The organism is Mesorhizobium sp. M7A.F.Ca.CA.004.06.1.1 (assembly GCF_003999135.1).
Lineage (GTDB): Bacteria > Pseudomonadota > Alphaproteobacteria > Rhizobiales > Rhizobiaceae > Mesorhizobium.
The window spans coordinates 1-12,868 of record NZ_RZPQ01000090.1 but is presented as its reverse complement, the minus strand read 5'-3'; the positions used below and the strand labels follow the sequence as shown (position 1 = coordinate 12,868).

13 protein-coding genes are annotated in these 12,868 nt (G+C 63.6%); 1 reads left to right on the top strand and 12 read right to left on the bottom strand.

Features of this window, described 5'->3' with window-relative positions; all coding sequences use genetic code 11:
- Positions 1-1,130 (top strand): efflux RND transporter permease subunit (locus EN906_RS08440; RefSeq protein WP_164777132.1); only part of this gene is annotated, 1,130 nt, incomplete at its 5' end.
- A 12-nt stretch (positions 1,131-1,142) separates the two neighbouring features.
- On the opposite strand, the gene EN906_RS08435 is transcribed toward EN906_RS08440, so the two are convergent.
- The 12 genes from EN906_RS08435 to EN906_RS08375 form a co-directional block, all read right to left on the bottom strand.
- On the bottom strand, positions 1,143-1,481 hold the full coding sequence (locus EN906_RS08435; RefSeq protein ID WP_127267901.1) for a hypothetical protein: 339 nt from the start codon (positions 1,479-1,481) through the stop codon (positions 1,143-1,145).
- A 46-nt stretch (positions 1,482-1,527) separates the two neighbouring features.
- On the bottom strand, positions 1,528-2,277 hold the full coding sequence (locus EN906_RS08430) for an ABC transporter ATP-binding protein (protein ID WP_127267902.1): 750 nt from the start codon (positions 2,275-2,277) through the stop codon (positions 1,528-1,530).
- A complete protein-coding gene (locus tag EN906_RS08425) occupies positions 2,274-3,119 on the bottom strand; it encodes an ABC transporter ATP-binding protein (protein ID WP_127267903.1) in 846 nt (281 codons plus the stop codon). The genes EN906_RS08430 and EN906_RS08425 overlap by 4 nt, the downstream gene beginning before the upstream one ends.
- Positions 3,116-4,036 carry a nickel transporter permease gene (gene nikC / locus EN906_RS08420; RefSeq protein ID WP_127267904.1) on the bottom strand — a complete coding sequence of 307 codons (921 nt, stop codon included), beginning with the start codon at positions 4,034-4,036 and terminating at the stop codon, positions 3,116-3,118. Before nikC ends, EN906_RS08425 begins: the two co-directional genes overlap by 4 nt.
- On the bottom strand, positions 4,033-5,100 hold the full coding sequence (locus tag EN906_RS08415; protein WP_127267905.1) for an ABC transporter permease: 1,068 nt from the start codon (positions 5,098-5,100) through the stop codon (positions 4,033-4,035). Before EN906_RS08415 ends, nikC begins: the two co-directional genes overlap by 4 nt.
- A gap of 18 nt (positions 5,101-5,118) precedes the next feature.
- Positions 5,119-6,762, bottom strand: coding sequence for an ABC transporter substrate-binding protein (locus EN906_RS08410; RefSeq protein WP_127267906.1), 1,644 nt, complete (start codon positions 6,760-6,762; stop codon positions 5,119-5,121).
- Between the two features lie 262 nt (positions 6,763-7,024).
- Complete coding sequence (locus EN906_RS08405) at positions 7,025-8,302, bottom strand: lytic murein transglycosylase (protein ID WP_127301543.1); 1,278 nt, start codon at positions 8,300-8,302, stop codon at positions 7,025-7,027.
- 194 nt (positions 8,303-8,496) lie between these two features.
- Positions 8,497-9,102 (bottom strand): recombination mediator RecR, encoded by a 606-nt coding sequence (recR, locus tag EN906_RS08395; RefSeq protein WP_027039603.1) that lies wholly within the window; start codon positions 9,100-9,102, stop codon positions 8,497-8,499.
- A 227-nt stretch (positions 9,103-9,329) separates the two neighbouring features.
- Complete coding sequence (locus EN906_RS08390) at positions 9,330-10,262, bottom strand: cell wall hydrolase (RefSeq protein WP_127272515.1); 933 nt, start codon at positions 10,260-10,262, stop codon at positions 9,330-9,332.
- A gap of 135 nt (positions 10,263-10,397) precedes the next feature.
- Positions 10,398-10,805: a hypothetical protein gene (locus EN906_RS08385; protein ID WP_127272517.1), complete on the bottom strand. Its 408-nt coding sequence runs from the start codon at positions 10,803-10,805 to the stop codon at positions 10,398-10,400.
- Between the two features lie 27 nt (positions 10,806-10,832).
- Positions 10,833-11,156 carry a YbaB/EbfC family nucleoid-associated protein gene (locus tag EN906_RS08380; RefSeq protein WP_013527931.1) on the bottom strand — a complete coding sequence of 108 codons (324 nt, stop codon included), beginning with the start codon at positions 11,154-11,156 and terminating at the stop codon, positions 10,833-10,835.
- A gap of 30 nt (positions 11,157-11,186) precedes the next feature.
- A partial coding sequence (locus EN906_RS08375; RefSeq protein WP_127375133.1) for a DNA polymerase III subunit gamma/tau occupies positions 11,187-12,868 on the bottom strand: 1,682 nt, incomplete at its 5' end.

Genomic DNA, 12,868 nt, shown 5'->3' with positions numbered 1-12,868 from the left:
GCGCACCGCGGGTCGGCCGCCCGGTGCAATATCGCGTCGGCGGTCCCGACATCCAGACGGTGCGCGAACTGGCGCAGCAATTCGCCGGTGTCATCTCCGCCAATCCAAAGCTAGCAGCGCCGACCTTCGACTGGAACGAGCCGCAGCGTGTGCTGAGGGTCGACGTGCTGCAGGACAAGGCACGCCAGCTCGGTATCACCTCCTCCGACATCGCCAGCGCGCTGAACAGTACGGTCGGCGGCGCCACCATCACGCAGGTGCGCGACGCCACCTATCTGATCAATGTCGTGGCGCGCTCGCGTGGGTCCGAACGCGGCTCGATCGAAACCTTGCAGAACATGCAGCTGCCGACCAGTACCGGCGAGGCGATCCCGCTCGCGGCCGTCGCCAACTTCCGCTACGATCTGGAGCAGCCAACGGTGTGGCGACGCGACCGCATCCCGACCATCACCGTGCGCGCCGGACTGGTCGGCGACGTGCTGCCGGCCACCGTCGTCAACGAGTTGAAGCCGTCGGTCGATGCCTTCACCGCCAAGCTGCCGCCGGGTTATTCGATCGCCACCGCCGGCTCGGTCGAGGAGAGTGCCAAAAGCCAGGGACCAATCGCCGCCGTCGTGCCGTTGATGCTGTTCGTCATGGCGACGATCCTGATGGTGCAGTTGCAGAGTTTCCAGCGCCTGTTCCTGGTGGTGGCCGTGGCGCCGCTCGGCCTGATCGGCGTGGTGGCGGCCCTGGTGCCGAGCGGAGCACCGCTCGGCTTCGTCGCCATCCTCGGCGTGCTGGCGCTGATCGGCATCCTGATCCGCAACTCGGTCATCCTGATCGTGCAGATCGAGGATCTCGTCCGGGACGGCAAGGACCGCTGGGCCGCTGTCATCGAAGCGACGGAACACAGGATGCGCCCGATCGCGCTGACGGCGGCCGCCGCCAGCCTGGCGCTGATCCCGATCGCACGTGAAGTGTTCTGGGGCCCGATGGCCTATGCCATGATGGGCGGCATCATTGCCGGCACGGCGATTACGTTGCTGTTCCTGCCGGCGCTTTATGTGACGTGGTTCAGGATCAAGGAGCCTGAAGCCCAGGAAGAGCCACCTGTGGAGAGCGGCGAACCGGTGCAAGCTCAGACTTAAGGCTTTGCCGGGTCATTCGTTGTCGTTAGAGGGTACGGGACGTGACTTTGCACGCCGCCATGGCGATGATTTCGAGGCGCGCCAAGCATGCCAACCTTTAGGCAAATCGGCCAACTCCAGGATAGTTTGATCCCACCTCACCACCTCTTGCAGGCCGACGAGCATTATGTCGCCGTCATCCACAGGTCCGGGTTCGCTGTTGTGGAATTGCCAAGTGCCACCTTCGTCGTTGTAGCTGTCGTCGTCGTCATCTTCATGCACAACGTATGCGATCCAGTCGCCACGTTTAAATATGCTCTTGTCCGAATACACTGCGAGATTGGGCGGATCCGCAAACTTCCATTCCTCCATAGGAATTCCCCGAGATGGTTGTTCGACGCAAAACGAGAAAACGAATTCAGGCGGTTCTCACAAACCCATCGCTGGCCCGCAACAGATTGCGCGTATAATCCTTGGTTACGCGGCGTTCGACAAGGTCTGCCGCCGCCAGATTCTCCACCGCCTCGCCGCTTTGCATCACCATCAGCCGCTCGCACATATGGGTGATGATGGCGAGGTCGTGGCTGACCATCAGGAAGGTCAGCTTGCGCCGCCTGCGTACCTCTTCCAACAGGTTGAGCACTTCCGCCTGCACCGAGGCATCGAGCGCCGAGGTCGGCTCGTCGAGCAGCAAGATCGACGGTTCGAGAATCAGCGCACGGGCGATCGCCACGCGCTGGCGCTGGCCGCCGGAGAGCTGGTGCGAATAGCGGAACCGAAAACCGTTGCCGAGGCCGACCTCGTCGAGCGCCCGCTGGATGCGCTTTTCGCCGTCGGCAAAGCCATGGATGGCAAGCGGTTCCTGCAGCAGCCGGTCGACGGTCTGGCGCGGGTGCAGCGAGCCGTACGGATCCTGGAAGACCATCTGGACTTCGCGGTAGAAGGCCTTGTCGCGGCGTGTCCCAAGCGTCTTGCCGTTGACGACGATGCTGCCCGATGCGACCGGCGCAAGGCCGGCGATGGCCCGCAGCAGCGTCGATTTGCCGGAGCCGGATTCACCGACCAGGCCGAAGGATTCGCCCGGCTGCACGTCGAGGCTGACACCCTTCAGCGCGCGAAAACGGTCGAAGATCACTTCCAGCCTGTCGACGGCAATCGCGGAAGTCATGCCGCCCACTCCGGCTTGCGGTCGAGCACCGGCAGCGGGTGGCGGTCGGCGCCGATCTTGGGCATGCAATTGAGCAAGCCGCGCGTGTAGGGATGCTGGGCATGGCCGAGTTCGGACGCCTTGAGCTGCTCGACCACCTTGCCGGCATACATGACGATGACGCGGTCGCAGAAGGATGAGACCAGGCGCAGATCGTGCGAGATGAAGATCAGCCCCATGCCGCGTTCGCTGACCAGCTTGTCGAGGATGCCTAGCACATCGAGCTGCACGGTTACGTCGAGCGCCGAAGTCGGTTCGTCGGCGATCATCATTTCCGGTCCTGCGATCAGCATCATGGCGATCATGGCGCGCTGGCCCATGCCGCCCGAAACTTCATGCGGATGCAGGTTGAAGACGCGAGAGGGATCACGGATCTGCACCGCCTCCAGCATGGCCAATGCGCGGTCGCGCGCCTCGGCCTTGCCGACCTTTTCATGGGTGCGCAGCGTCTCGACGATCTGGCGGCCGATGCTCATGACAGGGTCGAGCGAATATTTCGGGTCCTGCAGGATCATGGCGATGCGCTTGCCGCGCAGCTTCCGGCGTTCGCGTGGCGAGACGCTGAGCAGGTCGATGCCGTCGAAGGCGAGCTTGTTGGCCGATATCCGCGCCTGCGGCGGCGTCAGCCCCATAATGGCGCGGCCGGTCTGCGATTTGCCGGAGCCGGATTCGCCGACGATGCCGAGCCGTTCGCGACCGAGCGAAAAGGAGACGCCGCGCACCGCCTCGATCAGCCCGGTGCGGGTCGGGAAAGTGACGCGCAGGTCGTCGACGTCGAGAAGCGTCTTCGTTTCCCTGCTCATTGGTCACCACTGCGAGGGTCGAGCGCGTCGCGCAGGCCGTCGCCGAGCAGATTGAAGCCGAGGCTGACAATGAGGATGGCGAAGCCCGGCGCACCAGCCACCCACCATTGGTCGAGCACGAAGCGGCGACCGGACGCGATCATCGTGCCCCATTCGGGCAGCGGCGGCTGCGCGCCGAGGCCGAGGAAACCGAGCCCGGCGGCGGTCAGGATGATGCCGGCCATGTCGAGCGTCACCCTGACGATCAGGGACGAAATGCAAAGCGGCATGATATGGCGCAGCACGATGCGGAAGGGCGAGGCGCCCATCAGCTGCACCGCCTTGATGTAATCGGAATTGCGCACCGTCAGCGTCTCGGCGCGCGCGATACGGGCGTAGGGCGGCCATGAGGTGATGGCGATGGCCAGCACCGCATTCTCAATGCCGGGGCCCAGTGCTGCGACAAAGGCCAGCGCCAGGATCAGCTTGGGAAAGGCGAGGAAGATGTCGGTGATGCGCATCAGGATGGCATCGGTCCAGCCGCCGGCATAGCCGGCCACCGTGCCGACCAAGAGGCCGATCGGTGCCGCGATGATGGCCACCAGGATGACCACATAGAGCGTCCAGCGCGAGCCGTAGAGGATGCGCGACAGGATATCGCGGCCGAGATCGTCGGTGCCGAACCAATGCTCGGCGCTCGGCGCCAGCAGGCGCGCGTTCTTCAGGTCGCCGAACGTCGGAGAATAGGGCGCCAGCACGCCGGCAAGGGCGGCGACGGCCAGCAAGGCAATGATGATGAGCAGGCCGAGAAAGGCCAGCCGGTTGGCGGAAAAGCGCCGCCACGCCACATAGGCGCGGCCGAGCCTTGCCTGCATGCGCGAGGCCGGCCGCTCGCTGAGCAGCCAGTCGCGACGACTCTGGATGGTGTCGGCGCTCATTGAACCTTCGTCCTCGGATCGAGCACCCGATACAGCAGGTCGGAGAGCAGATTGATGGCGATGAACACCGAGCCAATGACGATGGTGCCGCCGAGCACCGCATTCATGTCGGCGTTCTGCAGCGAATTGGTGATGTAAAGGCCGATGCCCGGCCACGAGAACACGGTTTCGGTGAGCACCGAGCCTTCGAGCAGCCCGGCATAGGAGAGCGCGATCACCGTCACCATCGGCACCGCCGCATTGCGCAGCGCGTGGCCCCAGATGATGCGGGTTTCCGACAGGCCCTTGGCGCGCGCCGCGACGATGTATTCCTGGGACAGTTCGTTGAGCATGAACGAGCGCGTCATGCGGCTGATATAGGCGAGCGAGAAGTAGCCGAGCAGCGATGCCGGCAGGATGATGTGGCGGAAGGCGTCGTAAAACACGTCCCACTGCCCCTGCATCGCGGAGTCGAGGAGATAGAAGCCGGTGATCGGCGTAAAAGTGTACTCGTAGACGACGTCGAGCCGCGCCGGGAAGGCAACCCATTGCAGCTTGGCATAGAACAGCACCAGCGCCAGCAGGCCGAGCCAGAAGATCGGCACGGAATAGCCGATCAGGCCGATGATGCGCACGATCTGGTCGATGAGACTGCCGCGCTTGACCGCCGCCAGCACGCCGAGCGGCACGCCGAACAGCGCCCCGATCAGCGTTCCCAGCGTCGCCAGTTCGGTGGTGGCCGGCAGCGCCCGGCGAATGTCGGTCATGACCGGATTGGTGGTCAGCACGGAGACGCCGAAATTACCGTTCAGGGCATTTTTCACATAGATGTAGAACTGCTCGATCAACGGCAGATCGAGGCCCATCTCGCGGCGCGTGCGCTCGACGACATTGGCCGGCGCCCGGTCGCCGAGCACCGCCAGCACCGGGTCGATCGGAATGACGCGGCCGATGAAGAAGGTGACCGCGAGCAGACCAAGATAGGTCGTGATCGCAATGACCAGGAAACGGCCAAAGGATGATGCAATAGCGACAGCGCGGGCGCTGCCGCGCCCCGCCGCCATTTCTTTTTCAACCGCGCTCATGCGGCGTGTCCGCGAGCATTATTCCTTGGACACCGGTCCGACGAAATTGCTGTCGAAGCTCGGGCCGAGCGCAAAGCCCTTGAGGTTCTTGCGCAGGCCGGCCACTTCCAGCTGCTGGTGGATGACGACGAAGGGGCTGGTGTCCAGGATCTTCTTCTGCAGATCCTTGTACATGTCAGCGCGTTTACCGGCGTCCTTCTCGAGCAGTGCTGCTTCCGTCTCCTTGGTCAGGTCCGGAATGTCCCAGGCGTTGCGCCAGGCCAGCGTCTTGGACTTGCCCGCATCCGAATTGTCCGGGTTCGAGGCAAAGGTCTGGGCGTTGGAATTCGGGTCGAAATAATCCTGGCCCCACTGGCCGATATAGATGTCGTGGTTGCGGGCGCGATATTTGGTCAGCGTCTGCTTGCCGTCGCCCGGGATGATCTCGAGCTTGATGCCGGCCTGGCCAAGCGTCTGCTGGATCGATTCCGCCATGCCGGTCGTCGGCTGGCCGGTGCGTACGTCCATGGTTACGCTGAAGCCGTCGGGCAGGCCGGCCTTGGCCAGCAATTCCTTGGCCTTGGCGACATCGAGCTTGAACGGATTCTCATCCAATTCGCCGAGCACACCCTTGGGCAGGAAGGTCTGGTGGATTTCGCCTATGCCCTTGAGGATGGTGGAACTCAAGGCATCATAGTCGACCAGATATTTGAAGGCCTGGCGGACCTCCGGCTTGGCAAGGTTCGGGTTCTTCTGGTTGAGGCTGATGTAGTAGACGGTGCCCTTCGGCGCGCTGGTGGTCGTGAGATCGGCGTTCTTGGCGATGGCGTCGAGATCGTTCGGCTCGAGATTGCGGGCAACGTCGATGTCGCCGGCTTCGAGCGCCAGGCGCTGGCCCGAGCTTTCCTTCATGTTGCGATAGATGACGCGGGCAAGCTTGGCCTTTTCGCCATGGTAATTGTCGTTGCGCTCGAGAACGACTGCCTCATTGGCGCGCCATTCGCGCAGCTTGAAGACGCCGGAGCCGGCATAGCCGGTCTTCAGCCAGGCATTGCCGAAATCATTGTCCCATTTGTAGTCGGCGCTCGGCGTGACCGCCGCGACATGTTCCTTGACCAGCTTGGCGTCGACCACCGAAGCGACCGTTGCCGACAGGCAGTTCAGGACGAAGCTCGGGGCATAAGCCTTGTCGACGGTGAACTGGAAAGTGGTCTCGTCGACCGCCTTGGCCTTCTCGGCGACGTTGTCGCCGCTGATGCCGAATTGGCCGATGATGAAGGCCGGGCTCTTGTCGAGCTTGACGGCGCGTTCGAACGACCAGGCGACGTCGGCCGCGGTGATCGGATTGCCGGAGGCGAATTTGAGGCCGGGCTTGAGCTTGAAGGTGTAGGTCAGCCCATCGTCGGAGACGGTCCAGCTTTCGGCGAGGTCGCCCTTGACCTTGGAGGTGTCGCTGAGGTCGAGACGGACCAGCAGATCATAGGTATTGCCGGTGACCTCGGCGGTCGACAACTCGAACGCCTCGCCCGGATCCATGGAGATGATGTCGTCGATCGCGAAACCTTCGACCAGCGTGTCGGCGGGCGTGACCGCACCGGCGGGCGCGCCGGCCAGAAGCAGTGCGGACATGGCTGCACCCGCAAGCAGGAAGCGAGAGCGTAGAGCAAACTTTTCCATCATCATCGTGATTGTTCCCTGTTTTGTTGTTTGTTGACCTGAGTTCCCGGCTCAGGGTTGTGGAATTTTTTTCGGGCCTGGAGAGGGGCCCACGGATCTCCTACCGTTGCGGTTTTTGTCCAGTTGGTCAACACCATATCCGGCAGCCTGGTGGCGGGCAACGAGCATTTGTGCGACGGCTCAATGGGCCAGAAAGGCCGGCGGGATGCCGACGCACAAGCCAGCCAATAGAGGCTGCCGATCGGGGAAAATCTGGCGAATGTCGCGGCTACTTCAGCGCCGCGACCAGGTCGGCGTCAGGGAAGCAGGTGGCGGCGCGGCCGTTCTTGGCTTGCCACGTGCCGATCGAACGGCGGGTCTTGAAGCCGGGCAGGCCATCGGCGCTGCCGACATCATAGCCCTTGGCTTCCAGCGACCGCTGCAGGGCCGCGATGTCCGAACGGTGGAGCCCGCCAACCGCGCCCCAGCTGCCGGCAAAATTCGCGTCGCCATGGGCGATGCGATCGGCGCCGTGGCCGATGAACAGCGCGTAGAGGTCGCTGGTGTTGTATTGCTTCAGCACGTAGAAATTGGGCGTGGCGACAAAGGCCGGGCCGCTGCGCCCTGCCGGCATCAACAGGAAGCCTTCGGCCTTCAGCTCACTTGCTGGAAACGGTTTGCCGCCGACGCGCTTGATGCCCATATCAGCCCATTGCGAGATTTTCTTGCCCTGGTCCGGGCCTTCCAGCGAACAGGAAACGCTTTCCGGCACCGTCACCTCGAAACCCCAGCCGCGGCCCTTTACCCAACCGTAATGGACGAGATAATTGGCGATCGAGGCCAGCACGTCCGGCGTCGAGTTCCAGATGTCGGCGCGGCCGTCGCCGTCGAAATCGACGGCATGTTTCAGGAACGAGGTCGGCATGAATTGCGGCTGGCCGAGCGCTCCGGCCCACGACGATTTCATCGCGCCGACCGGAGCAAGACCGCGCTCGACGATCTCGAGTGCAGCAAGCAACTCGGTGCGGAAGAAGTCCTTCCTGGTCGACATGAACGCTTTGGTGCCCAGCACTTCGAAGGCGTCGTAAGGCACCTTCGCCGCGCCGAATCCGGTCTCGCGGCCCCAGATCGCCAGCAGCACTTCGCCCGGCACACCATAGCGCTTTTCGATTGATGCAAGTGTCCTGGCATTGGTGGCTTCGCGCGCCCGCCCGCCCGCCGTCACCGCACGAACCGTTTTCTCGGCGAAATAGGCGCCGGGCGAACCGAATTCGGCCTGGTGCTGTTTCCGCGGCGTGGTCGCCTTCTCGCCCGGCTTGACCAGGTCGGGCAGTTTCAGATTGGGCTTGATGCCGTCGAAGGCGGCATCGAAGGTGGTTTTGGAAATGCCTTGTGACTTGGCCTGCGGCCAGAGGTCGTTCTGCAGCCAGGCGCGGAACTGGTCGTCGATCTTTGCGGCGGAGGCGGGGGTGGAAAGGAAGAGGAAGGCAAGGGCAGCCAGTAAGAATGCAAGACAAAACTGGCGAAGGCCGCGTTCTGGCGCGCCCCCCTCTGGCCTGCCGGCCATCTCCCCCTCAAGGGGGGAGATCGGCAGCTTCACGGGCGGCGCTCTGCCCGCAACGTGGGTGATTATCGAAAGCTGAGCCGCCAGCCAATCTCCCCCCTTGAGGGGGAGATGTCCGGCAGGACAGAGGGGGGTGTTTGGCACCAGCCTTGGTGGACGCGCAAAAATCATGACCCGCATCCTCTGCCGCAACTTTGTCAAAACGCCGTCCGCGAGCGCAGCGCCGCGGCCAGCGTGCCCTCGTCGAGATAGTCGAGTTCGCCGCCGACCGGCACGCCATGCGCGAGCCGTGTCACCTTGATGTCGAAGCCGGACAGCTGATCGGTGAGGTAATGCGCGGTCGTCTGGCCCTCCACCGTCGCATTGACGGCGAGGATGATCTCCTTGACCTCGCCACCGGCGACGCGGTCGACCAGCGACCGCATGTTGAGCTGGTCGGGGCCGATGCCGTCGAGCGGCGACAATGTGCCGCCGAGAACGTGGTAGCGCACATTCATCGCCGCCGCGCGCTCCAGCGCCCACAGGTCGGAGACGTCCTCGACGACGATGATGGTGCCGGCATCGCGGCGCGGGTCGGTGCAGATCATGCAAGGGTCCGATGTGTCGACATTGCCGCAGGTCGAGCAGATGCGCACCTTGTCGGCCGCTTCGGCCATGGCGGCGGCCAGCGGCGACAAAAGCTGCTCCTTCTTCTTGATCAGATGAAGGGCCGCACGCCTGGCCGACCGGGGACCCAGCCCCGGCACCTTGGCCAGGAGCTGGATCAGACGTTCGATCTCGGGACCGGCGATTCGCTTCGACATCGCTCTGATCTAGAGCAATTCCAGGAAAAGTGCGAAGCGGTTTTCCCGGGAAAAGCGCGAAGCGCTTTCCCTTGGGAATTGCGTCAAAACGAAAAGCTGGAGCGGTTCACCGTTTCCGCGAAACGGTGAACCGCTCCAGGATTTTTCAGAGCGCTTTGGAACATCCCGCATCCGCATGAACCACCATATTAGCCGGGCGGACCATTGGACAGACCATAGAGCGCAGATCAGTTGGCTTCGAGCGGCCGGCCCTGGCTGACGATCATCGCGCCGACAGCGTCGGTGTTCTCAGGCGTCGACTGGAATCCCATAGACGCCTCTTGCGGCGCGTCCTCGACCGAGGAGATGACCCTTGTCCTTGTGTTCAAGGTTCCGCCAAAACGGGCGGCATCCGGTTCCTCCATCGGCTCCTGCATCGCCACCACCGTCGGCTCCGCCGAGACACGCGCGGATTTCGCGGTCGGCGCGGCGGCCGCGGTCATATAGGTCTGCTGGGCAGGGACGGACCGGACGGTCGCCGGCTTGGCCGGACGCACCGGCTCGGCGGACGCGACCATCGTCACCGGCTCCGCTGGCTTCTGCGGCGCCGCCGAGGCAATGGCGACCTGCGGCTCGTCCGGCAGCGGCTGCCAGTTGCGGCCGCGCTTCTCATAGAAGGCATTGCCGCCGGCAACCATGGTGTAGTGCATGTTCTTGTAGGGGAAGCGTAAGCCGGCGGTGTGGAAGAACATGGTGTTCTTGAGCTTGGCCTTGCGCTCACCCTTGAGCACCGCCTCGGCAGCCTCTTCGACATCGGGCATTGCGCGTGAATTCATCGGCCTTGTCATGACGCCGGGGGCGAACTGCCCACGCTCGCCCACCACCTGGCAGATGGTGCTGCCGTGCTTGCCGGAGCGCAGCCGGTTCATCACCACCGTGCCGACCGCGATCATGCCGTCGCGGCTCGAGCGGTTGGACTCGAAGAACATCGCCCGTTCCAGGCATTCCTTGTCCTTCGGCGTATGGCTGTAGGCCCGTGAGCTCAGGAAACCCGGCGTGATGGCGTCGGTCAGGCTGGCGACGGACATGCCGTGTGACGTGGTCTGGCTGCAGGCAGCCAAAAACAGGGGTGAAATGACGGCGCCGAGCAACAGCGGCGTCTTCCATCGCGTGGCAATCAACAGGTAACCCTCTCACTTCCATGCCCGCCCCCAGGCTGCGGCAAGAATGAGACACTTTCGGGCAAAATGATGGCCAAAACGTTATTGATGAGGCTCTGTTGCCAAATTGGTACAGTTGCATGACCTAAAAGTGAATTAGTGCCCCACTGTAATGGCCGCCGGCTGGCCGGGCTCAAGCTCCTCGACCTTCTCCGAAAACAGGCCGCGCCGGAGGAACAGCGTCCGCGCCTCCCTGGCCGTCGGCGCGATCTTTCCCGGCCAGTCGCTGTCTATGAACTCAGCCTTGGTGAAGTCCGGATTTGTCTCGCTCGCTGCCTCCAGGAACTCGGCGATCTCCAGCACGATCGCGCGCTCGTCCTTTGAAAGCGCCGATGTGCCGGCTTCGATCGACGGGCGATGGACGAAATCCTCGAACAGGTAGAAATAACCCTTGATGCCGACGAGATCGACGCCGTCGTCACAATCGGCCAGGATTTCCAGGATCTCGTAGATCCTGTTGCGGATACGCTGCTCGATCAGTCTTTCGGAGGGCTCTTCGGTCATGGCGATCATGGGCGCGCGCGCCGAATGCTAGAAGGGCAGTTTCATTCCCGGCGGGATCGGCAGACCTGCGGTCAGCGCCTTGGTCTTTTCCTGCATGATCTGCTCGACCTTGGTCTTGGCGTCGTTGTGAGCGGCCAGCACCAGGTCTTCCAGGATCTCGACATCGTCTTCCTTGAACAGAGACGGATCGATCTTCAGCGACTTCATCTCGAATTTTCCGGTCAGCGTCACATTGACCAGGCCGCCGCCGGCCTGGCCGGACGCTTCCAGCGTGGCGATCTCGTCCTGCATGGCCTGGAACTTGGCCTGCATTTCCTTCGCCTTGCCCATCAGGCCGAGAAGATCTTTCATGGTCGGGTCCTTTGCGGATTCGTGGCTGGATCAGGTTTCATCGTCGTCAGCCGGCGGCTCTACCGGCACTTCAGCCTCTGTCGTTTCGGCTTCCGGCGCGTCTGGAATGCGCACGTCGATGATCTTGGCACCGGGAAAGCGCGCCAGGATGGCGGCCACGGTGGGATCGCTCTTGGCATCGAGAAATGCCGTCTCGCGTTTGGCCGATTCCATTTCGGCGAGCGTCTGGCCGCCCTCTTCCTTTGACAGCGAGACCAGCCAGCTGCGGCCGGTCCAGGCGCGAAGCTTCGTCGTCAGGTCGTTGAGCAGCATCTTGGGCGCATCGCTGGTCAGGCCGACGTCGATGCGGCCGGGCTCGATACGCACGAACCGGATGCAGCTCTTGACCAGCACCTTGAAGGCGATGTCGCGCTGCGCGTCGGCGAGCGCAATGATGTCGGCCAGCGACTTCAGCGGCGCCGATTCCATGGCCGGCTCCGGCGGAGCGACGTAGGCAACGGCAGCAGGCGAGGCTTCGACCAGCCGCATGCTCTGTGCCCCGCCCGATCCGGATGGCATGCGCGTCTGCGCCACCGCGCTGGCACCACCGCCATTGCCGGAACTTGCCGACGTCCCATTCGGGCGCGGCGCGCCATTCTGCATAGGCGCAGCGCTATCGAGCGATCTCAGCGCCTCGTCCAGCGTCGGCAGATCGGCGGCATGCGCCAGCCGGATCAGCACCATTTCGGCGGCACTCACCGGCCGGTTGGAAGACTGCACCTCGGGGATGCCCTTGAGCAGCATCTGCCATGTCCGTGACAGCACCCTGACCGACAGCGTTCTGGCGAAATCGGCGCCGCGCTGCCGCTCGTCCTCCGACAGCGAGGCATCCTCGATGGCCGTCGGCACGAAACGCAGCCGGGTGACGAGATGGTTGAATTCGGCAAGATCGGTCAGCACGGCGGCTGGATCGGCGCCGGTGTCATACTGCGCACGGAATTCGCCAAGGGCTGCCGCCACATCGCCCTTCATCACATGTTCGAACAGGTCGACGATGCGGGCGCGGTCGGCGAGCCCGAGCATCGCCCGAACCGCATCGGCGCCGACAGAGCCGGCGCCATGGGCAATCGCCTGGTCGAGGATGGAGAGCGAATCACGGGCCGAGCCCTCGGCGGCGCGCGCGATCATCGCCAGCGCGTCGTCGTCGACAGAAATGCCTTCCTGGGCCGAGATCGAGGACAGATGCGCGACCAGAGCGCCGGCGTCGATGCGCCTCAGGTCGAAGCGTTGGCAGCGCGACAGAACGGTGATCGGAACCTTGCGGATTTCGGTGGTGGCGAAGATGAATTTGACGTGCGGCGGCGGCTCTTCCAGCGTCTTCAGCAGGCCGTTGAAGGCTTGCGTCGACAGCATGTGCACTTCGTCGATGATGTAGACCTTGTAGCGGGCCGAGACCGGCGCATAGCGCACGCGCTCGATGATATCCCTGATGTCGTCGATGCCGGTATGCGAGGCGGCGTCCATCTCGATGACGTCGACATGGCGGCCTTCCATGATCGCCTGGCAATGTTCGCCGAGGACGGCGAGGTCGACCGAAGGCTGGTCGATGTCAGCGGTTTTATAATTCAGGGCCCGCGCGAGGATGCGCGCCGTCGTGGTCTTGCCGACGCCGCGCACGCCGGTCAGCATCCAGGCCTGGGCGATGCGGCCGGTGGCAAAGGCATTGGTGAGGG